This is a genomic window from Bacteroides sp. OM08-11, from assembly GCF_003438665.1.
Taxonomy (GTDB): domain Bacteria; phylum Bacteroidota; class Bacteroidia; order Bacteroidales; family Bacteroidaceae; genus Bacteroides; species Bacteroides cutis.
In genome coordinates, this window is sequence record NZ_QSTJ01000003.1 from 98,142 (window position 1) to 121,569 (window position 23,428).

Consider the following 23,428-nt stretch of genomic DNA (forward strand, 5'->3'; position numbering starts at 1 on the left):
GTATCCTCTTTGGTATGATTAAATAGATATCATACGGTTGGCTACCATCCTGTCACTTTATTTTTCTTCTATTGTAACTTGAACACCAATGGGATTGTATATTGTACATTCACTTTTTCCCCTTTGTCGGTTCCGGGTTTCCATTGAGGCATGTCACTGATTATTCTGATAGCTTCGGCATCCAATAACGGAGTTATTCCTTTTATAATCTTAGGATCAGTGATATTCCCTTCTTTGTCTACAATCATTGATACTATGACTTTCCCTTGTATTCCGGCTTTCTGAGCGGCTGCCGGATATTTCAAGTTACTGGAAATATATTGCATTAATCCTTGTACGCCACCTGGAAACTCTGGCATATTTTCTACCTTTTCATATACCTTTCCTTCAGTTCTGGAGATAGGGGTAGTAGCTTTAGCTACGGCAACTACTTCTTCCAGATTTCCGTCTTTAGCTGTTCCGACTACTGCTTGATATGGTTCTGCGTTCTTTGGTCCCTGCAGTCTGAACATAACGGGTACCGTATATTTTACTCGTACAGCCTTGCCACGTTGCATGCCCGGTTTCCATTTAGGCATGGAACTGATTACGCGAATAGCTTCTTTGTCCAGAAGAGGGTCTACACTGCGGGTCAAGCCGACATTACTAATACTTCCGTCTTTATTGACAATAAAGTGAACGACTACTCTACCTTCTATATTGTTGGCATGGGCCTCTATCGGATACTTGACGTTTTTACCCAAGTACTTCATAAGTCCCGGCATGCCTCCGTTGGGAAATTCCGGCATCACCTCCACTACTTCAAAGACTACATCTTCGGGGGTTGGGATAATAGTATCTTTAGGATTGGTAATCGTGAGGGAAAGTTCCGCTGACTGAATGTCCAGTGTTTCTGTTGCTACAGTGGACTTTGCGATTGGGGTATCTACTGCTTCTATGACTTCCAGGGCGATTTCTTTAGTGGTACGTGCCACAGCTTCGATGTTACTGATAATCATAAGTAAAGCTGCTAAAGGAAGAAACATTAGATACTTGGTTCTTCCTATTTCTCTGGTTCTTTTCTTATTCATCATTTTAATGCGCTTTTTTAATGGTAAAACATTGAAATTATTATAGATAGTTGCTGCAGCCTTATGATGTGAGAGGCCTAACAGATGATACTGGTAGGCTTTGGAATCGTAACCGTTTGCCAATACACTGGCATCTGCCATATATTCCAGATTAGTACGGATTTCCCGTTTCATGAGCCAGGCAAACGGGTTGAACCAACATAAAATACAAGCTATTTCGCTGACAATGATATCCAAGGAATGCCATTGCGAAGCATGTGTAAATTCATGGGTTAATATCTCGTCCAATTCTTGTTCGTTATGTATACTGGGATTAATAAAAATCCATTGGAAGAAAGAGAATGGTCCTTGTGCGTTGGGTAACAAATGTACATTTATATTTCCTATTTTCAAAGTACGGCATTGACATGACAGACGGATAATACCTATCAACTGCGAGAGAAAATGTATAAACAGAATTCCTACCCCTCCCCAATAGAGAATACTGATACTGTTCAGCATTGTACTTGTCCAGTTGATACCTATTTCGGGAGCGATTGTAAATTCCGGTAAGACTGTATTGGCGTAAAGATCAGCTATGGCTACCATAGGCTCCTGAGCAACAATCCATGTTTGTATATTCAGTAAAGGTACAGCAGCTGAGAGTACAAAGAAACATAGTAATGCCATTCTACGCCATCCAAAGAATGTATCTTTATAGAAGAACAGCCGATAAAACGCATAGAATAACGCTATCGCTACATTGACTTTTAGAAAATAGGCTAACATAGTATATCAATCTTTATTCTTTTCCTTTTTCAATCATATCTATAATATCTTTCAGGTCGTTGGTTGAAACCTTTTGCTCTTTGGCGAAAAAAGAAACCATCTCTTTATAAGAGTTTTCAAAGTAGTTACGCACGAATCCACTCATGAAAGTTCGTTTATATTCACTTTCACGAATAGCAGGTGTATATTGATATGTATTTCCTACACGTGTGGAACTGACATATTGTTTTCGTTCCAAGTTTTTCACAATAGATGCTACGGTGGTGTAGGGCGGGGTCGGCTTGGGATATTTGGCAACAATGTCTTTAACGAAGCAACTGCCCAGTTCCCAAATGTAAATCATTGCCTCTTCTTCTTGTAATGTTAACTTTTCCATGGAATAAAGTATTTAATTAAATCCAATACAAAGTTACGAAATGTTCGTAATTAAACATTGTGCAGTGAGTTAATTAATATAAAATGGTTTAAATAAGAATATCCTTCTTTATATATTTCAAATCTTTAGTGATTTGTACCTCTACAGATTTGTATTTTATAGTTATTTTAAGTGTGAATTCTATGCAAATTTCTTGATTTTACTATTAGAAAATGATTTATGAGTAAAGTTCGGATGATTTGTGTAGGTAATAACGGATAAAAGTACCCACTAAATATTTTTATAGGTAACTATCTTTGCATCATCAAAAAAGTAGCTATGGATTAATTTTTATATTGAACATGAAAAACAAATTCTTGAGTATTTTCTTTTTTTTGACTCTTTGTGCAACAGGGGTTGTTGCTCAGAAACAGTCTCAGGTATTACCTGCTGATCTGGAAATTCCTTTGAGGTATGGAGCTGAACGTCTTGGGAAACGTCAGGATGCAGCTATGCGGAAATTCCGTGATAACCGTTTCGGAGCATTTATCCATTGGGGGCTCTATGCCATTCCCGGTGGAGAGTGGAATGGAAAGATATATTCCGGAGCTGCCGAATGGTTGAAGGCATGGGCGAAAGTTCCGGCAGATGAATGGTTGAAACTGATGGATCAGTGGAACCCGACAAAATTTAATGCCAAAGAGTGGGCTAAGATGGCAAAGAAAATGGGAGTGAAGTATGTGAAAATTACAACGAAACATCACGAAGGATTTTGCCTATGGCCAAGTAAATATAGTCAATACACAGTGGCACAGACTCCATATAAGAAAGATATATTAGGTGAACTGGTAAAGGCTTATAATGATGAAGGGATAGATGTACATTTCTATTTCTCGGTAATGGACTGGAGTAATCCTGATTATCGTTATGATATAAGGTCTGAGGAGGACAGTGTAGCTTTCAATCGTTTCCTCACATTTACCGATAACCAGTTGAAAGAACTTGCTATCCGTTATCCGACAGTAAAGGACTTTTGGTTCGATGGTACTTGGGATACCAGTATCAAGAAAAATGGTTGGTGGACGGCCCATGTGGAACGAATGTTGAAGGAAATGCTTCCTGGTGTTACTATTAATAGCCGTTTGCGTGCCGATGATTATGGTCAACGTCACTTTGATAGTAATGGACACCTGATGGGAGATTACGAGTCGGCCTACGAACGTCGTTTACCTGATCCGGTGAAAGATTTGAAAGTGACTCGCTGGGACTGGGAAGCTTGTATGACGATTCCCGAAAATCAGTGGGGATATCATAAAGATTGGTCCATAAGTTATGTCAAGACTCCTTTGGAAGTACTGGAACGTATTGTGCATGCAGTATCTATGGGAGGAAACATGGTTGTGAACTTCGGGCCACAAGCTGATGGTGATTTCCGCCCGGAAGAGAAAGAATTGGCAGAAACTGTCGGTAGCTGGATGAAGAAATATGGTGAAAGTATCTATGGTTGCGGTTATTCCGGTCTACCCAAACAAGATTGGGGGTACTATACCCGTAAAGGTGATGAAATCTATATGATTGTATTCAATGTTCCTTATTCAGGCAAACTGGTTGTGCGAACTACGAAGGGACTACAGCTTCTGAATGCTATCATGATGGATGGTGGCAGGGAGTTGGAAGTCGCAGAGACTACCAATAACGAGTACAATGTTTCCCTGCCCTCACAGAAACCCGGAGAGCCGTTTGTTGTCAAACTCAAAGTAACGGAAAAGGCAGATAAGGGGAATAAATACAAAGATGCCCTGACTTAATTCTAAAAAAATATATAAAAAAGATTGATTAGATGAGGGTAATTCCTTAATTTGGGGTTCTTTATTCAGAGATGAAACTATTACTAACCTTAAAGTAATTATAATAATAATGAAGAAAAATTTTTTACTGATTCTTTTCCTTTTGGTTACAGCTTGGACTTTTGCACAACAAAACTTTAGCAAACCTGAGGTAAAAGCAATAATGAAACGCGTTGCCGACTGGCAAATCGCAAATCCTAACAAAGGTGCAGAACACGACGATTTGGATTGGACACATGCCGCTCTGTATATGGGCATGGTAGATTGGGCTGAGCTCACCGAGAAGGAAGATAATGATAATTCGTATTACAAGTGGTTGCTCAAGATAGGGCAACGTAACCATTTTCAAGTAGGAAAGTGGATGTATCATGCTGATTTTATTGCCGTTGGACAGCCTTTTATAGACCTTTATATTAAATATGGCAATAAGAAGATGGTAGCCCCTGTGATGGCTCGCGCCAACTGGGTAGTAGAAAATCCCGCTGAAACAACTTTGGAACTGGACTATAGTAAATTGGAAACTTTGGATCGCTGGTCTTGGTGTGATGCATTGTTTATGGCTCCCCCTGTGTATGCTAAACTGTATGCGTTGACCAAAAATAAAAAGTATCTGGATTTCTTGAACAAAGAATATAAAGCTACTTACGAGTATTTATACGATAAAGAAGAACAATTGTTCTATCGCGACCGCCGCTATTTTGGTAAGAAGGAAGCAAATGGTAAGAAGGTATTCTGGGGACGTGGTAACGGCTGGGTACTTGGTGGATTGTCGGAGATTTTGCAAGTACTTCCTGAAAATGAACCTTCCCGTGAGTTTTATAAAAATCTGTTTGTCTCTTTGGCTACCCGTGTTGCAGGTTTGCAAAGTCCGGATGGATATTGGCATGCCAGTTTGCTTGATCCTGTATCTTATCCTTCTCCGGAAACCAGTGCGACAGGTTTTATTGTCTATGCACTTGCGTACGGAGTGAATGAGGGATTATTGGATAAAGCAACATTCCTTCCCGTCATTCAGAAAGGATGGAATGCATTGGTCGATGCGGTAGAACCGGATGGCAAACTGGGATATGTACAGCCTATTGGCGCAGATCCACGTAAAGTGACGCGTGATATGACGGAAGTTTATGGAGTGGGTGCATTCTTGCTGGCAGGCTGCCAGATTTATAAAATGGTAAACTGACAATACTATGAGAGTTATTTATTGGATTTGTCTGATTGTTTGTTTGTTATCAGGTAGTACAAACATTTCTGCACGTGAAGTGACAACTTTTAATAACGGTTGGGAGTTCAAGAAAGGACCGTTTAGTAAAGAAACTATGCAAGCTGCCCGTCAATGGGAAAGTAAATGGGAGAAGGTACAAATTCCCCATACCTGGAATGCTAAAGATATGCAGATACGAACAAATGCCTTCTATGCAGGTGAAGCCTACTATCGTAAAAAGTATCTGTTTCCCGAGGACATGAAGGGGAAACGTGTTTTCTTGCGTTTTGAAGGTGTAGGCTCTTGTTCAGAAGTTTATGTCAATGGTTATCTGGTAGGTACACATAAGGGTGGCTATTCGGCTTTTGTATGCGAAATTGGGGGGCAGGTGAAGTTTGGCCAAGAGAATGAAATCATTGTAAAAGCCGATAACACTGCACGTCCCGATGTGATCCCGGTCAATCATAGTCTGTTCGGTGTTTATGGTGGTATTTATCGTCCTGTGTGGCTGATAGTGACTGAACCTTGTAATATTGCGGTTACTGATTATGCTTCCAGCGGTGTATATATAACCCAGAAGAATGTTTCAAGGAAATCTGCTGAGGTGACGGTGAAGGTTAAGTTGGACAATGCTGCATTGGTTCCTGTTCCGTTAATATTGGAAAATACTATTTATGATGCCAAAGGAAAGCTGGTGAAAACACATAAACAAGCTTTTGAATTGACTCCGCAAGGTATGCAGGCCTATTTCTCTACATTTAAAATGAGTAATCCGCATTTGTGGCAGGGGCGTGAAGATCCTTATCTGTATAAGGTGGTATCGCGTTTGTTGCAGAATGACCGGGTGATCGATGAAGTGGTACAGCCGTTGGGGTTACGTAACTATGAGATAGTAGCTGGAAAAGGTTTCTTCCTAAATGGTAAAAAATATCCGATGTATGGCGTCACTCGCCATCAGGATTGGTGGGGGCTTGGTAGCGCTTTGAAGAATGAGAACCACGATTTTGATTTGGCAACTATTATGGATGTAGGTGCCACTACTGTACGTTTTGCTCATTATCAACAGTCAGAGTATCTTTACTCACGTTGTGATACGTTGGGCTTGATTATTTGGGCGGAAATTCCTTTTGTAAATCGTGTGTCGGGACAAGAATGGGAGAATGCCCATCAGCAAATGCGTGAATTGGTGAGACAAAGTTTTAACCATCCTTCTATTTATATTTGGGGTACTCATAACGAGGTATATCATCCTCATGGCTATACTGCCGCTTTGACGCAGTCTCTCCATGACCTTTGCAAAACGGAAGATCCTGACCGTTATACGGTATCGGTTAATGGATATGGACATGCTGACCATCCGGTTAATCAAAATACCGATGTACAGGGGATGAATCGATATTTTGGTTGGTATGAGAAGAAAATTCAGGACATCAAGCCTTGGGTGGAAAAAATGGAGAAAGACTATCCGTGGCAAAAACTGATGCTGACGGAATATGGTGCAGATGCAAACATTGAGCATCAAACAGAATATCTGGGTGATGCGCTGAACTGGGGAAAACCGTTCTATCCGGAAACTTTCCAGACTAAAACGCACGAATATCAATGGAGTATTATAGCCCAACATCCCTATATTATTGCCTCATATTTGTGGAATACGTTCGATTTTGCAGTTCCAATGTGGGAAAGAGGGGGAGTTCCTGCACGAAATTTAAAAGGATTAGTTACCTTTGACCGCAAAATAAAGAAAGACTCTTATTTTTGGTACAAAGCGAACTGGAGTAAAGACCCTGTACTTTATCTAACACAGCGTCGTAATGTAAATCGTGAGAAGAAGGAAACCTCTGTAACAGTGTATTCCAATATTGGTACACCTACGGTTTATCTCAATGGAAAAGAATTGACTGGCGTGCGTAAAGGTTATACGGATGTGCATTATATATTTGATAAAGTAATTTTGAACCAGGGGAAGAATATTCTGAAAACAACCGTTTCTTATCAAGGTAAGGAGTATACGGATGAAATAGAGTGGGTATACAATGAGGAACACAAACGGGAGACGGATTCCTTTGAAAACAAAAAGGAACACGCCGGTTGGTAATACTCTTTTGAATATGAATAGTTTTATTATTAATTTTATTTCTAACTTTAAATTTAAAAAAGCATGAAAAGTATTAAGTCATTGCTGTTAGGTATGTGCGTCATTACTCTGTGCGCATGTTCTGCTCAGACCTCTACTGTACAAACAAACGACAAGGGTACTCAGTGGACTTGGGACAAAGGAACAATTGTAGTCCAGACTCCTGAACGTCCTGCTGATCAAAAAAGTGTAATCGGAATGGCTCTTCCGAAAATGGAAGTTGTCCGTGTGGGATTTGTTGGTCTTGGTATGCGTGGCCCTGGAGCAGTGGAACGTTTCACTCATATCCCCGGAACTCAGATTGTTGCTCTTTGTGACTATGAACAAGCTCGTGCTGAAAGATGCCAGAAATTTTTGGAAAAGGCATCTCTTCCTAAGGCTGCTGTTTATTCAGGCGAAAAAGGATATGAAGAGTTGTGTAAGCGTGACGATATAGATTTAGTTTATATTGCTACAGATTGGTTACATCACTTCCCGGTAGCTATGTGTGCTATGGAAAATGGTAAGAATGTGGCTATTGAAGTTCCTTCTGCCATGAACCTCAAAGAGTGTTGGGATTTGGTTAACATGAGCGAAAAGACCCGTAAACACTGTATGATCCTTGAAAACTGTTGTTATGACTGGTTCGAAATGAATACTTTGAACATGGCACAACAAGGTGTATTCGGTGAAGTTATCCGTGCGCAAGGAGCTTATATTCATAATCTGAGTCCGTTTTGGGATCATTATTGGAAGAATGGTGAGAATGATAAATTAGGCTGGCGTCTGGACTTCAATATGAGACATCGTGGAGATGTATATGCTACTCACGGTCTTGGTCCTGTGGCACAAGCTTTGGATATTCACCGTGGCGACCGTATGCAGACTTTGGTAGCAATGGATACTAAATCTGTAGTAGGTAAGGCTTTGGTAGAAGAAAGAGCAGATACTGCTTGTAATAATTTCCGTAATGGTGATCATACTACTACTTTGATCCGTACTGCTAATGGTAAGGTTATTGAAATTCAACATAATGTAATGACTCCTCAACCTTATAATCGTTTGTATCAGTTGACTGGTAGCAAGGGGTTTGCTAACAAGTATCCTATTCAAGGATATGCTTTGGACGCTGATCAGATGTCAGCTTCGGGAGTAGAACCTAAGGTGGATGATTTGAATTCACATAGCTTTATGTCTAAGGCTGATATGGAAGCTTTGGTAGCGAAATATCAACATCCTATTTTAAAGAAATATGGTGAAATGGCTAAAGAAGTAGGAGGTCATGGTGGTATGGACTTCATCATGGATAGCCGTTTGGTGTATTGTTTGCAAAACGGTTTGCCTTTGGATATGGATGTATACGATTTGGCTGAATGGTGTTGCTTGGCCGAACTTGGTGAACTTTCTATGGATAATAATTGTGCTGCTGTTGCATTCCCTGATTTTACTCGTGGTGAATGGAATGTAGTGAAAGGCTATAAGCATGCATATGCAAGTCCTGAAGATGAAGCAGCTTCCATGGAGAAGGCAAAAGCATTTACTGCTAAATTGAAGGAACAAGGTGCTAAGGAATGGGCACAGGAAGCAAAGAAGTAATAAACGGATGCTTGAGAAGTAACAAGCAGTCGAGACTTAAATAAATAGAAAAAGGCTGAACCCAAAAGACTTTTTGGAGCTCAGCCTTTTTTTTCTTGTTTTTTATTTTGTCTCAAGCAATGTAGCGATAGTGCTTATGATTTCTTTATTAGTCCGGTCTCCTCCATAGCCTTTGATTGTTTTCCGGATGATCCGTTGTTTATCCAGTATAAAAAATTGGGGAGCGCTACCACCGGTTTGATAATCTTGAATAATTTGATCAGTGGCAGTCAGTATGGTATAATTTAATTGCTTTCTTTCAGCATAAGCCTTGACGGCACTTTCTCGACGGCTCCAGCTCTCAATAGCCACAATATCTACTTTCTCATCATAATAATGAGTCTTTATTTCTTTCAAGAAAGGAACTGCCGCTTGACAAGGTCCACAACCTATGCCTGTAAAACAAATGATAAGAACTTCACTTTTAAAATCGTCCAGTGATACGGGTTGGCAGTCCGGATTGTTCAATGTCCATGTCGGTGCAGGTTTTCCCGTTAAATCACCTTGCTTTATTTTTTCCTTACTTTGATTCTTATTCTCTTCAACTGTTCTTATTTCGTAATCTTTGGGTATATACTTCATTACGTCAAAATCTTTCAAAGAAAATGTGTTGAATTCTGCTTCTATACATTCTTTGACTGAAATGTCATGCGACATGTATCGCCGGAGTTTATAGGGTAGGTTATTACTTTTACTTATCCAAAGTTCATAAATAGAAAGCGGGTCAACATAGAAAGGGGGGGTAGGAATATGATAAGCCTTTCCAAAAAACTCTACTTGTTCTTCTTCATCAATCGTCAACTTGAAATAGTAGTAATCTTTTTTTTCTTTCAGTTCATATCGGATATGATCTGTAGTATTAAATGTATATATTAGTATATTTTTACAGAAATTGAAAAAGGGAGGGTTCACAAGCCGGAAGGGTAGAGGTCTGAATGTAAAATCGTCTACGATTACCCCTTTATTCTCGTGGAAGAAATCAAACTTTTGATTACCGTCGTATGCAAACTCTATCTGTCCAGATTGTACCGGATTGCCATATGTATATACACAACCTACTGTTGTGTCTTCTGGGTTGTCGATCTCCTGACAAAGTATTTGATAGACAGAGAGTGGAAGTGTATCTCCCGGTTGCCAATTTTCGGATTGGCAGAGATAAATTGCCGATTTTATCTTATTTAAATTGGCAAGTACTTCTTTCAGATATTCTTTGGAACCTTCTTGTGCATTCCCCGTTAATGGAAGAATGCATAAGAAAGCGTAGAATATGAGTTGTTTATTAATTCCAATCATTTGACTATTTTCAGTAATTCTTTTTTCATTGTTTCAACTCCTGGAAAACCTGTTTGCTTGTATTTGATGTTTCCTTCACGGTCAACAATCAGGTAAGTGGGCACACCTCTTACCTCAAAACTCTTGCTCAGATAGTCCCATTGGGTTTGTGTCAGGCGGTAGTGTTCGCCGTGGATGTCAGTAATCATATTGTTCCATGTTCCTAATGGGGAAGTTTCGCCGGTGATATACAGGTAAACAATATCCTTGTCTTTCAATTCCTCTTTCATGGGAATCATCGCTTTATTTGCCATACGGCATGGACCGCACCAGGTGGCCCAGAAATCTACCAGAAGAACTTTACCTCTGAACTTGCTGATGATAGAAGCAAACAAATCTTCATTACTCACTTCACCTGCTTCGTTTATGGTAAATCCGGTCTTTTTCTTGTTGGCTTCGATTTTGGCGAGCAGTTTGTCATTGGCTACAGTCAACATTTCCTGATAAGTTTGTGGCAAAGCGGAAATACTTATTTTATCTTCTTCTGTGAGAGGGTTATACTCTTTGATTTTACGGTAGAGGGGAGTTACTTGGGCTACATCGAAGAAAATGCCTTTGTCTGTTCCGCATTCTTTGGCGATTTTTTCAATATCGCGAGAATAGATTATAACCAGATAGTAATACATATCCGCCAAAATAGATTGCGGTTCATTCAAATAGTTTATGTCGATGTTTGCAAGATAGTCTGCCGGATATTTCTTCATAAGTTCCTGAAAAAAAATTTCTGCTTCTTCGCGTTTAATGTTTCCGGAGGCTATGGCAGCAGAAGTCATTGTACTTGCAGCACCTCGTAGTGCAGCTACTATAGACATTTTATTGTTGATACTCAGTAACTCGTGAGTGGCTTTACTTACAGGTAAATTGTCTGTTTTCCGCTGAATGCTATCCACTTGTTGTAGAGTGTATGCTTTAAAATCGGTGAAACTCATACCGTTTATAGCCTTTAAATTACGGAAATTCAGTTCCCGTAGGTCAGGAGTATATACCTTTTCACTCATTTCTTGTGCTGTGGCAGCCAATGGACCGTTAATATAAAATAGCTTATCACGGTTTTTCTCCAGTTTGTGGAATTTGGACTGTTGGCGCGAAAGTTCACGTAGGTTGATGTATACTTCGGTTTCCTTGCCGGGTTCCATAAAGAATACGAGCTTATTATTACTACCGGGCAGATACATATTACATTGAGTGGTTGCTGCTAAAATAATCTCCTGATTAAAGTTGCCTTCAGCATCTATAGTCAATGGTACTTGGGATACATCTCCTTTGACGCTTTCAAACAACATTATGTTTATAGGACGTGAGAACATTCCGGTATGATACTCCAGCAACTTACCTTTTAAAGTTCCTTTCCCATATTGGATGACAGGTTCGGGTAGTCCGAGATTTTTGTCGATTTTGTGTACTACCGCATTCTTGGGTAATACCAATGTTGGTAACTTCTTACCTTTAAGTTGTATACCCCAAATACTGTATCCGTTGTCTACCTTTTCGCCTTCCGTGAAATCAATGCTGGTAATTGTATCAGGTAAGGGAGGAAATACCAACTGAAATTCAGCTTCGCCCGATTCTGGCATCCAGAATTCTTTGTCCGGTGTGATACCTATCCCTGAACGCAAGAGATAAGTTTCTCCATTATTGTCTTTCAAATAACTGCTCGAAGCTATTTTTATCCAGTATTTAGGCCGATAATTGGCATAAATATGAAGAATAGTAGCGGTGTCGCTCAATACAATCTTACTAACTTCGATAGAAGTGTTGTTTCTTACGCAGAACGGGGGTTGCTCTATAACCCTGTTTTTGGCTTGGAGAGTACAGCATAACAACAAGCCGATGATAATTGAAAGTGTTTGTCTCATACTATTTTGATTTTTTCTCAAAAGTACGAAAGTTTCGTATGAACATGCTTCTTTCAACGTTAATTGATGCAAAATCAAAAAGGAACTTACAGTGAAACGGCTTTTTCTTCGCTTTTGTATTTTTTATACTCTTCAATCACGTGTTTTCTGCTTCGGAGTATCTGCCATCGATAAACCAGACAGGTTGTAATGAAATAGAAACCTGTTTGTAGCCACAAGGCTTGATATTCGAAAGCTACTTCATTGAGTGTAGTCCCCATACTGTTAATGCGTACATATCCGTTGATTCCGAATGTCGAAGGGAAGATATATGAAAAATATCTCCAGAATGCGGGCATGGCTGTCTCTGGCCATGAAATACCGGAAAGGAAAAGCAAAGGTACGGATGTAAATACAAATAACAACATACACGTTTCCCGGTTACGGATGGCGATGGAGGCCGTCATTGCAAAGAAGATACAAGCACCCAAATAGGGTAAGGTAAATAAAGTCAGCACTCCGGGGATAGGTATTTGGTTGAGGCTGAATAGGCGAGGTACTACACATAAGATGTATACTGCCACAAGTGAATATACCATGAAGTAGCTCAGGCCTTTTCCCATTACAATTCGTAGAGTACCGTTGTAATGTCGGTTGATAGGTACTAAATCTTTGAAACGGTTATGTTCACGGGCGGTTCCTACAGACAATCCGATACCCAACAGTAAAGTTTGCTGGATAATCAATACCAGTACGGCAGGTATCAGGAAAGCGGCAAAGCCATTGGTAGGATTGAATAGCGTGACATCCTCATATTCTATCGGATAGGCAGTTATCTCATCCTGGCGGTCGGTAGTGTTTCCGGCACGTTCAATCTTGATATCCGCATTCATCTCTAAAGATACGTTTGTATTAGTGTTCAGTAAAGCTTTATAGTAAAGCAATCCGCTCATATCACAGAAAAGACTGACCTGAGTCTGCTTACCACGCGCTATATCGTCACTAAAATGAGTCGGAATATAGATGATGCCATACGCCTTCCGATCTTTCAGCATCAGTCTGGCTTCCTCCATGTCGGCGCAATAAGTCACGATATTCACTTCGGGACTGGCATCCACTTTTCGCAGGTATTCGCGGCTTAATGCACTACGTGAGTTGTCCACTACCACAGCAGGTACTTCACGGATGGTTTCGTTGGTATAGATAAATGCGTATATCAACGGATACACTATAGGGACAAGTACAAAGAAGATAAGCACACCCTGGTCACGAAAGGTCGTACGAAATTCCTGTTTCCAGATATAGAACATATCATAGATACCTTGAACAACTTTCTGTTTGAACGTCAGATGCTTCATTACGGTACGTATTTATAGTAAATTAATGCTTCTTTCAGCCGATGAGCTATAAGGAATGGAAGCATCATGAATATAAGTAAAGCTACATAGTTCACCCATGAGTAAATCATCGGGTAACCATTGAGTGCTTGGTCTACATAGATGAGGAAATAATGACGCAACGGGAACAGATTTGCCAATCCTTGCAGTACGGGGTGCATCGCCATGGCAGGGAATGACAGTCCGCACATCGAAAAAGAAAGTACTCCCCAGAGTGAGGCAAAACTAAGTCCCAATCTCAAGGTAGGCAAAGTACCAATCATCAATACGCCCATGCCTTGCGATGCCAATACCAGGCAAAGCGTAGCAAGTAACATCGGAAGGATGCCACTGTTGCAGGGGAAATGCAGATATCCATATAAATATACATTATATAATATACCCATTAAAAAGAATATCGCTGTATGCGGTAACAACTTTCCGGCAAGGGAAATCCAGATGGAATTGTTACCCATGCGCAGCCACTCGCGGGCGCTACGATGCTTAATCTCTACACCGATGGAGTAAACTGTAATCATAAAAATAAGTAACATTAACACACCGGGGGCAAAGGTGTTGCACAGATATACAGAATAATTCAACCACGGGTTGTTGAGTGGGTGTGTATCTATGACGATGGGTTGGAGAAATGCCATAGCTTGATCTTCGGTGGCGCCTTTGGCGTACAAAGCGGTGCGTGCAGCTGCTCCTGATGCCAACTCGCTCATCATCTTCATATCCTTAAACAAGAGTGAACCGGCAATAAGCAAGGTGTTGTTGGTATAAAAAGAAACCTTAGGTTGGCGTTGTGCCTGTACTTGGGCGGTAGTACCTTGGGGGATATAGAAAAAACCGTAGATTTCTCCTCGTTGCATGGCGGTACGTGCATCGTTGACATTAGGATAATGAGCTATGACGGCTGTCTGCTCAAAAGCGTCCAGGTTGCGCACCAGTTGGCGGGTGGTAGATGTCATATCCTGATCTACCACACCTACAGGCATATCGGTAGGTAGACCGGAGTCCATAAGTGTAGTGAAGAATATATAACAGAACAATGGTGCAATAACCATACAGAACAGGTAGAGTGGGCGGGAGACGAGACGGCGGCATTCACGTTTCGCCACGTTCCATAAGGCTATATGTTTTTTATCTCTTTCCATTACCACTTTACCACTTTGCTACTTTATCACTTTTTCAAAATCACACTCATTCCCGGTCTTAATCCCTCTATTTTTTCCAGCGGGGAAGCTTTTACCTCAAATGTTTTTAGGTCGAACTGCCCGGTCGTTTTAGTTGCTTTCCAGGCAGCGTATGTGCCGAGGTCTTTCATATAATATACCTTCAAGCGTATGCTCTTGTCGAGGGCGGGGATGAATGCTTCAAATTCAGTATCCATGCCTAGTCCTTGCAACAAATCTTCGCGTACATTGAAAGTTACCCATATATCATCCAATGTAGCAATATTCATGATGGGGGCGCCTGTCCCAACCAATTCACCTACTTTGGGGAATATCTCGGATACCTCTCCGGCGGTTTGTGCTATCAAGTAAGTTTCCTTGATATACGATGCTACTTCAGCAACAACTCCTTTAGCACGTTCCACCAATGCGGCAGCGGCGGCTTTGTCTTCACGTTCGGCACCGTTCTTGGCCATGTTATATTGTGCTTTAGCTGCTTTTTCGGTAGCTATGGCTGCATCACGTTGGGCAGTAACTTCATCCAGTTTTTGTGCAGACATCACTCCTTGATCGTGCAAATTTCTTATCCGTTTATAAGATTTTTCTGCAATGACAAGTCCTGCCTGTGCTTTCTGCCACATTTCGTAGGCAGCCTGTATCTGTTCCCGACGGACACCTTTCAGAGCTTTTTCATTCTGTGCCTGTGCGGCAGCTTCGGCGGCACGTGCCTGTTCAAGCTTGGCTTGCACATCGGGTGCCTCCAGAATGGCAAGGGTATCTCCAGCTTGCACATTCTGCCCTTCTTTCACTCGAAATTCCAGAATACGTCCCGGTACTTTGCTTGATACGCGATACTCCGTTACTTCTGCTTGTCCCTGTACAATCTCCGGCCCTTTGCGGAGCATGAAGAAGCCCACAAGAGCAACTATGGCAATCACTCCCGTCAGTGTGAGAAATGCCAGTAGCATGTTACTGTTTTGTGATTTTGTATCCAACATTTTATTTACGATTTTACAATTTACAATTTCGCTTCGTTCAAAAATCACTTCATTCTTTATGAATATATAGCTCCGATTGAAACTACGTTGATTTACTATTTACAATTTCCAACTCACGATTAACTGACGTTTATTAATCGCCTGATCGTAAATTGTCGAATTGTAAATTCCCTGTAGCCTTCTTCAGATAGATTTCCGTCAACTTCACATCAATCTGTGCATCTATCTTTTCCGATTGAGCAGAAAGCCAGGCAGTATGCGCTTCAAGCACATTGCTTGCCGGTATTACCCCCTCTTCAAATCCAAGGGTAGCATAGCGTAGGTTCTCATTGGCTTTCTCCAGATTTTTTTCGGCCATGATGAGCGTTTTGGCAGCTTCGTTCACTTTGAAAGCAGATTGGTTAACTTGTAATTCTATCTTTTCTTTGGCATTGTCCAATTGGTATTGCGTGATACGCGCTTCCGATTTAGCGGCTTTTACTTTATAAATACCTTCACCCCAATGCCAGATAGGAAGGGAAACCATGACGCCTACATTCCACATTCCTTTGAATTTCTTTTCAAAGCTGTTGAAGACGGAGGGATTGGTTACCATATAGTTGCCTATCAAAGCAACGGACGGAAGAAATTCCGCACGGGTAACGTTGACTTTCTGCTTGTAAATTTGAGTAGCAAGTTTCAGACTGCGTACTTCCGGGCGGGTAGCATAAACATTATTGATATCAATATTTTTTTCTACTACCGGAACAATGCCCAAGTCGTTTTTCTTTTCATCAGCCAGCGTAATGGAAGAACTAAGATCAAGTCCGCACAGTTGGCAAAGCAACATTTTGGCAAGGCTCAAACCATCGTTAACTTTAGTCAAAGTCATTTCAGCCTCATTCACCTTTACCTTGACAGATAAGCCGTCGGCTTTGGTGGCTACTCCCTCAACAATCATCTTGTCGATATCACTTTCCAACTTTTGTAATAATTCGAGGTAACCTTCCGCCAACTTTTTTTTGCTGGCGAGGGATACCACTTGCCAGTATGCCTGGTCTGTACTCAAAATGACTTCCTGTATACCGGTGTTATGCTGTTGCTGTGCCAGTTCCTCTGCATATTTGGTGATTTTGTTGTAAGCCCGTATTTTACCACCCATATACAAAGGTTGTGTCAGGGTCAATGCTCCAGTATATATATTGCGCGTGTCTGTACGAAAAGCATCAACGAGAGATTGCCCCAAACCATTGAGCGGCGTAGCGATATCTGTACTTCCTAATGACTGGAGGATTGCCATGAGTTGAGGATTTTGTATCAATTCAGGATGTTGGGTCAACATTTCTTGGATACCATTTTGTAAAGCACCACCGACCTGTGTCCCCACAGAACCGAGTGCACTTTTTTGTGCATCGCTCAGTAAAGAAAATTCTTTCTGATTACGCATATATCCGCCCGATGCAGAAATATTGGGCAGATAATTGGTGAATGCCGCTTTTTTCTGATAGTGTGCCGCATTGATTTTTTCCTGGCTAATCAACAATTCTTTGTTGTTGGCAATTGCCAATGCACGGCAACTATCCAAACTCAAAACCTCCTGTGCGACCATGGGAAGCGTCAGGCAAGTCAACCAGATGAAACAGAAGAACTTTTTCATTGGGTCTATACATTATAATAAGGTGATAAAATTGTTATTGGTATAGCAACAATAATTGCATAAACAACGATGCAAATGTATAGGCTTTCAATGATATTGCAAAATAATTTAGACCTTTTTTAATCTAAATTGAATGATTGTGATCCGATAAGCGTTCCATCGGCAAAAATATCTGCACGGTAGACACCTGCATATAGATATTCTTCTACATCCCAATAGACTGTAACATCTTGTTCTTCACCGTTATATTCAATGTATTTCTTAATGGAATATACCAAATGCCGGTTTTCGTATTGGAAAGTGTTGGAAGCGCTTTTGGTCAATACATCGTTATCGGGCTTCGTGATACGGATATAAAGCGTGCGTTCACCGGTTTCTGCAGTAATATTCTTTACGATGGTAAAGTTGATTTTGAATTTCACGATATCTTTCACCTTCTTGGCAATCTTGCCCCGCTTGTTGGTAGCTTGAATATTGATATTCGTTGCATCTAATTGGGCGGCAAGAGTTACCTTCTTATTTAAGGTGTTTTTCTCTTCGGAAAGATTGTTGATTTGCCGGGAAGCGTCATTATACTTCCGCGTAACGTCTGCGATAACTTCTTTTTGGTGAGTGGTCAGGCGGCTCAGAGAGTCTATCTGGTTGATATAACCAATCATAACCTTACGTAACGTTGCCAATTCTTTTTTTAGGCGGCGTATTTCGGTTGCATTACTGCTTTTTACTGTACGCAACTCTTCCAGCAAGCGTTGTGTCTTCAACTGTTCTTGTTCCAGTAGTGCGGAAAGAGAGTCATTGGAAACGGTTAGTTTCAATTCATCATATTGTTTTGCAAAGTCTGTATATTGATTTTCCAAGTCTTCCTTTTCTAACTCGAATTCCTGAACGAGTTCATTCTTGGACTGTTTCTCGAAAACAAATAGTACAGTTACTACTATCAATAATAGTATCAAAAGACTCCCGACAACAATTTGGAGCGTATTTTTATTAGTCGCCATCTTTTTTAATGATTAATGTTTAATAATTAATGATGGGAGATAATTGGTCACCATCCTAATCGTTGGCAAAATTAATCATTAATCATTAATCATTAATCACTAATCAGTAACTAAATGTGCATTTAACTAAAATTATTACGGAAAAATTTCTTTAATTAGGAATGTCGTTGTACTTTTGTAGCATCTTTAAAAGAACACTTATTAAACAAAAAAACTTTAGAAATTATGTCAAAAGTAACCGTAGTAGGTGCAGGTAACGTAGGTGCTACATGCGCTAATGTGTTGGCCTTTAATGAAGTGGCTGACGAAGTGGTAATGCTGGATGTGAAAGAAGGCGTTTCGGAAGGTAAAGCAATGGATATGATGCAGACTGCTCAACTGTTGGGCTTCGACACCACTATTGTAGGTTGTACCAACGATTATGAAAAGACTGCTAACTCCGATGTTGTTGTTATTACTTCAGGTATTCCCCGTAAGCCGGGTATGACTCGTGAAGAATTAATTGGTGTAAATGCAGGTATCGTTAAATCGGTTGCGCAGAACATTTTGAAATATTCTCCCAATGCTATTCTTGTAGTTATTTCTAACCCGATGGATACTATGACTTATTTGTCACTGAAATCTTTGGGTGTTCCTAAGAATCGCATCATCGGTATGGGTGGTGCTTTGGATAGCTCCCGTTTCAAATATTTCTTGTCTCAGGCTTTGGGCTGCAACGCCAACGAAGTGGAAGGTATAGTTATTGGTGGTCATGGTGATACTACTATGATTCCGTTGGCTCGTTTAGCTACTTACAAAGGTCAACCAGTAAGCACATTGTTAGGTGAAGAGAAACTGAACGAAGTAGTAGCTTCTACTATGGTGGGAGGGGCTACTCTGACTAAGTTGTTGGGTACATCTGCTTGGTATGCTCCGGGTGCTGCTGGTGCATATGTAGTAGAATCTATCATTCACAACCAAAGGAAGATGATTCCTTGCTCTGTATATTTGGAAGGGGAATACGGTGAATCAGATATCTGTATCGGTGTACCTGTAATTCTTGGTAAGAATGGTATCGAGAAAATTGTTGAATTGGAACTGACCGCTGATGAAAAAGCTAAATTTGCTGCCAGCGCCGCTGCCGTTCATAAGACAAATGCTGCATTGAAAGAAGTAGGTGCTCTCTAATTGAGGGTAACTTGGAAAAATAAGTAGACCTCACGAACCTTTCTTTATAGAAAGTCGTGAGGTTTTTTCATTATCTTGTTATAAAAGAAAACCGAAATCAAATTAATATGAGGAAAATACAATTATCTATTGCTGCTCTTTTTTTTACTGTTACTACTTATGCGCAAGAATCTCCACTTTGGCTGCGTAATTGTGCCATTGCTCCTGATGGAACTACTATTGCTTTCACTTATAAAGGTGATATTTATACCGTCCCTACCACAGGCGGACGAGCGCTGCAAATTACTACCAATCCGGCATACGATACAGCACCGGTATGGAGTCCTGATAGTAAGCAGATTGCTTTTGCATCCGATCGTATGGGAAGTCTGGATGTTTTTCTTGTTTCCAAGGACGGGGGAGAACCCTGTCGGTTGACGACCCATTCCGGAAGTGAAACACCTGTTGCTTTCAGCGATACCGGTCACGTTTTGTTTTCTGCAGACATCATGCCTGCTGCCGAGAGCATTACTTTCCCTTCCAACGGACAGTTCAAACAAATATATCAGGTCTCGACGAAAGGAGGGCGTCCTGTCCTGTTTTCGTCCATACCGATGGAGCACATTTCTGTCAACAAAGATGGTGTGATACTCTATCAGGATAAAAAAGGTTATGAAGATTATTGGCGTAAACACCAAAAATCACCTATTGCGCGTGACGTATGGATGTACACTCCGGGTAAGAAGCCGCTCTATCAGCGGCAAACCACTTTTGAGGGCGAAGACCGCGAGCCCGTATGGGCTGCCGACGGCAAGTCATTTTATTATTTGAGTGAAGAGAACGGAACGTTCAATGTTTATCAACGTGTTTCCGGTACTTCGTCAGCTATACAAGTCACTTATCACACCAAGCAACCGGTTCGTTTCCTCAGTATGGCAAACGACGGTAGGCTTTGCTATGGTTATGATGGAGAAATCTATACGATGACAGTTGGTAGAAAACCGCAGAAAGTGAATGTGAATATTGTTTCCGATAAAACCGATAAAGATCTTATCCGCCAGATTAGAAATTATGGAGCTACGGAAATGGCGGTTTCTCCAGGTGGAAAAGAAGTTGCTTTCATTTTGCGTGGTGATGTCTATGTAACTTCTGTAGATTATAAAACTACTAAGCAGATTACAAATACTCCTTGCCAAGAACGGGATATCGACTTTGCTCCCGATGGTCGTTCTCTGGTTTATGCTTCTGAACGAAACGGGCTTTGGCAACTCTATACCTCTACCATTGTGCGTAAAGAGGAGAAACTTTTTGCATATGCCACGGATTTGAAGGAAGAAAGATTGACTAATTCAAAACTGACTTCTTTCCAACCACAATATAGTCCGGATGGAAAGGAAGTCGCTTTTTTGGAAAACCGTACCGCTATCCGTATTATTAATCTGAAGAGTAAAGCGGTGCGTACCGTGATGGATGCCAAATATCAGTATTCCTATTCTGACGGTGACCAATGGTATCAATGGAGTCCGGACGGCAAATGGATTCTTGCGGACTTCATCGGTGTTGGGGGATGGAACAATAAGGATGTCGTTCTTCTGCATGCCGATGGAAAAGGCGAAATGGTAAACCTCACCGAGAGCGGATATACCGACGGTCGTGCCAAGTGGGTATTGGGTGGAAAGGCCATGATATGGAGAAGTGACCGTGCCGGATACCGTAGCCATGGTAGTTGGGGAGCGGAGTTCGATACTTACATCATGTTCTTCGATGCTGATGCCTACGACCGTTTCCTTATGAATAAGGAAGATTTGGCATTGTTGGAAGAAGCCGAGAAAGTTAAGAAGGAAGAAAAGGATAAAAAAGACAAAAAGGAAACCAAGAAAAAAGGAGATAAACAAGAGTCCGGAAAAAAAGATGATACCGAAAAGGACAAGAAAGCAGAACCGTTGAAACTCGATTTGGAGAACCGTTTTGACCGTATAGTACGTCTCACTGTCAATTCTTCACATATGGGTGATGCCCTGCTTACTCCAAAAGGTGACGCCCTTTACTATCTGGCTGCTTTCGAAGGAGGTTTTGACCTTTGGAAACATGACTTGAAAGAAAATACTACGAGTATATTCCTGAAGGGTGTAGGCGGTGGCGCCTTACAGCCTGACAAAGAAGGAAAAAACATCTATCTTTGCAGTGGTGGGGGAATGAAAAAAATAGAAATCGGTGGTGGAAAAACTACCCAGATAGGATTTGAGGCATTCTTTGAGTATCGTCCGTATGATGAACGTGAGTATATTTTTGATCATGTATGGCGGCAGGTGGATGACAAGTTCTATGTGGAAAGCCTGCATGGTACCGATTGGAACGGATTTAAAGAAAGCTATAAGCGTTTTTTGCCATATATCAATAATAACTATGACTTTGCTGAGATGTTGAGTGAAATGTTGGGTGAGCTGAACGCTTCCCATACGGGGGCACGCTATTCCGCTTGGGGAGACGCATTGCCCACAGCCGCTTTGGGAGTATTCTATGATGACGCTTATAGCGGTGAGGGATTGAAAATTAAAGAGATTATAGCCCAAAGTCCTTTGACGAGGAAAAAAACAGATGTTGTTCCAGGTTGTATCATTGAGAAAATAGATGGTGTTGCTATAAAAGCAGGTGCTGATTATTTCCCGTTATTGGAAGGAAAGGTCAATCGTAAAGTCATTCTTTCTGTTTATAATCCCGATACAAAGAAACGCTTTGAAGAAACTATCAAACCTATTTCCTATGGTGCACAGAATGAACTCCTTTATAAACGTTGGGTAGAAACTTGCCGTAAGAAGGTGGAAGAACTTTCCGGTGGACGCGTCGGTTATGTTCATATCAAAGGTATGGACAGTCCGAGCTTCAGGAAAATCTATTCCGAACTTTTGGGACGTTACCGCAATAAAGAAGCGGTTGTGGTAGACGTACGTCATAATGGTGGCGGATGGCTCCATGACGATGTCGTTACTTTACTTAGCGGAAAAGAGTATCAGCGTTTTGTACCGCGCGGGCAGTATATCGGCAGTGATCCGTTCAATAAATGGTTAAAACCTTCCTGTATGCTGGTTTGTGAAGATAATTATAGTAATGCACACGGCACTCCTTTTGTGTACAAGGCATTGGAAATCGGCAAGTTGGTAGGTACTCCTGTTGCTGGAACCATGACTGCCGTTTGGTGGGAGCGCCAGATTGACTCTAGCATCGTATTCGGTATTCCTCAAGTAGGTTGTATGGATATGCAAGGAAATTATCTGGAAAATCACACTTTGCAACCTGATATACTGGTATATAATACACCAGAAGATGCCATAACGGGAAATGATACCCAACTGAAAACAGCGGTAGATTGTTTACTGCAACAGTTGCCGAAGAAAAAATAAAAGGGATTTTCAGGTGATCCGTATATATAGATGACTGAAAAACTGTTTATGGGGCTGTCCGATAAAGGACAGCCCCATTGTTGTTATAGAATTAAGTGTTGCCAATAAGGTGGCACAACCGTGCCAATGTTGTGGCAAAGTTGTGCCACCTTATTGGCACGGTTGTGCCACTTTATCGGCAAAGTGTTCTTTCCCGTCAAATTATTCATTGAGTATCAGCCTGATTTTTCCGCTCTCCCCGGTTGGTAGTTCGATACTGAACCATTGGTTGCAGATATATTGCAATTCGTTGGCTGCAAATATCAGTTCGTCGGAATTGATAACAATCTGTTCGTTTGCCGATATGGAGAAAGTGCCTTCCCGTTGTTCGATGTGGTTGGGGTAAGGTAATAATGCAGACAAATTGTCTTATGCAAAAATATTCAGCGCAAGTGTCAAACTCCAAAAGTAGAGTATACTTCGGAGATTTCCAGTGAAGAAGTTCTTTTTCATAAAGTAGTATTTAAAGGTTAACGAATCTTGGAGCGATAGTCCGG

The 23,428-nt window shown here is 41.0% G+C and carries 16 protein-coding genes; 6 read left to right on the top strand and 10 right to left on the bottom strand.

Annotated elements, in window-relative coordinates:
- Positions 1 to 68 precede the first annotated feature (68 nt).
- The gene (locus tag DXC10_RS07020; protein WP_117737578.1) at positions 69 to 1,838 is read right to left on the bottom strand and encodes a M56 family metallopeptidase; all 1,770 of its coding nucleotides are present in this window, start codon (positions 1,836 to 1,838) and stop codon (positions 69 to 71) included.
- A 13-nt stretch (positions 1,839 to 1,851) separates the two neighbouring features.
- Positions 1,852 to 2,214 (bottom strand): BlaI/MecI/CopY family transcriptional regulator, encoded by a 363-nt coding sequence (locus tag DXC10_RS07025; protein WP_101543631.1) that lies wholly within the window; start codon positions 2,212 to 2,214, stop codon positions 1,852 to 1,854.
- Positions 2,215 to 2,555: 341 nt separating this feature from the next.
- Between DXC10_RS07025 and DXC10_RS07030 the strand changes: the two genes are divergently transcribed.
- The 4 genes from DXC10_RS07030 (at position 2,556) to DXC10_RS07045 (ending at position 8,953) form a co-directional block, all read left to right on the top strand.
- Complete coding sequence (locus tag DXC10_RS07030; protein ID WP_101543634.1) at positions 2,556 to 4,001, top strand: alpha-L-fucosidase; 1,446 nt, start codon at positions 2,556 to 2,558, stop codon at positions 3,999 to 4,001.
- Positions 4,002 to 4,110: 109 nt separating this feature from the next.
- Positions 4,111 to 5,220 carry a glycoside hydrolase family 105 protein gene (locus DXC10_RS07035; protein WP_117737579.1) on the top strand — a complete coding sequence of 370 codons (1,110 nt, stop codon included), beginning with the start codon at positions 4,111 to 4,113 and terminating at the stop codon, positions 5,218 to 5,220.
- A 7-nt stretch (positions 5,221 to 5,227) separates the two neighbouring features.
- Complete coding sequence (locus DXC10_RS07040; protein WP_117737580.1) at positions 5,228 to 7,339, top strand: glycoside hydrolase family 2 protein; 2,112 nt, start codon at positions 5,228 to 5,230, stop codon at positions 7,337 to 7,339.
- A gap of 63 nt (positions 7,340 to 7,402) precedes the next feature.
- Positions 7,403 to 8,953: a Gfo/Idh/MocA family protein gene (locus DXC10_RS07045; RefSeq protein WP_101543642.1), complete on the top strand. Its 1,551-nt coding sequence runs from the start codon at positions 7,403 to 7,405 to the stop codon at positions 8,951 to 8,953.
- 102 nt (positions 8,954 to 9,055) lie between these two features.
- Here DXC10_RS07045 and DXC10_RS07050 read toward each other — a convergent pair whose 3' ends face one another.
- The 7 genes from DXC10_RS07050 to DXC10_RS07080 form a co-directional block, all read right to left on the bottom strand.
- Complete coding sequence (locus DXC10_RS07050; RefSeq protein WP_370448206.1) at positions 9,056 to 10,276, bottom strand: TlpA family protein disulfide reductase; 1,221 nt, start codon at positions 10,274 to 10,276, stop codon at positions 9,056 to 9,058.
- Between the two features lie 5 nt (positions 10,277 to 10,281).
- A complete protein-coding gene (locus tag DXC10_RS07055) occupies positions 10,282 to 12,180 on the bottom strand; it encodes a TlpA disulfide reductase family protein (RefSeq protein ID WP_101544210.1) in 1,899 nt (632 codons plus the stop codon).
- A gap of 86 nt (positions 12,181 to 12,266) precedes the next feature.
- On the bottom strand, positions 12,267 to 13,517 hold the full coding sequence (locus tag DXC10_RS07060) for an ABC transporter permease (RefSeq protein ID WP_101543645.1): 1,251 nt from the start codon (positions 13,515 to 13,517) through the stop codon (positions 12,267 to 12,269).
- The gene (locus DXC10_RS07065) at positions 13,517 to 14,695 is read right to left on the bottom strand and encodes an ABC transporter permease (RefSeq protein WP_101543647.1); all 1,179 of its coding nucleotides are present in this window, start codon (positions 14,693 to 14,695) and stop codon (positions 13,517 to 13,519) included. Before DXC10_RS07065 ends, DXC10_RS07060 begins: the two co-directional genes overlap by 1 nt.
- 26 nt (positions 14,696 to 14,721) lie before the next feature.
- Entirely contained in the window at positions 14,722 to 15,711 is a 990-nt protein-coding gene (locus tag DXC10_RS07070; protein WP_180949208.1) for an HlyD family secretion protein, read from the bottom strand.
- A 133-nt stretch (positions 15,712 to 15,844) separates the two neighbouring features.
- Entirely contained in the window at positions 15,845 to 17,347 is a 1,503-nt protein-coding gene (locus DXC10_RS07075) for a TolC family protein (protein WP_101543650.1), read from the bottom strand.
- 119 nt (positions 17,348 to 17,466) lie between these two features.
- Positions 17,467 to 18,345, bottom strand: a complete 879-nt coding sequence (locus tag DXC10_RS07080; RefSeq protein ID WP_117737582.1) for a hypothetical protein — start codon at positions 18,343 to 18,345, stop codon at positions 17,467 to 17,469.
- A 225-nt stretch (positions 18,346 to 18,570) separates the two neighbouring features.
- Between DXC10_RS07080 and mdh the strand changes: the two genes are divergently transcribed.
- Positions 18,571 to 19,512, top strand: a complete 942-nt coding sequence (gene mdh / locus DXC10_RS07085) for a malate dehydrogenase (protein ID WP_101543655.1) — start codon at positions 18,571 to 18,573, stop codon at positions 19,510 to 19,512.
- Positions 19,513 to 19,619: 107 nt separating this feature from the next.
- Complete coding sequence (locus tag DXC10_RS07090) at positions 19,620 to 22,892, top strand: S41 family peptidase (RefSeq protein WP_101543658.1); 3,273 nt, start codon at positions 19,620 to 19,622, stop codon at positions 22,890 to 22,892.
- Positions 22,893 to 23,093: 201 nt separating this feature from the next.
- Here the strand turns inward: DXC10_RS07090 and DXC10_RS07095 are convergent, their stop codons facing one another.
- Positions 23,094 to 23,294, bottom strand: coding sequence for a glycoside hydrolase family 20 zincin-like fold domain-containing protein (locus DXC10_RS07095; protein ID WP_101543662.1), 201 nt, complete (start codon positions 23,292 to 23,294; stop codon positions 23,094 to 23,096).
- Positions 23,295 to 23,428 lie beyond the last annotated feature (134 nt).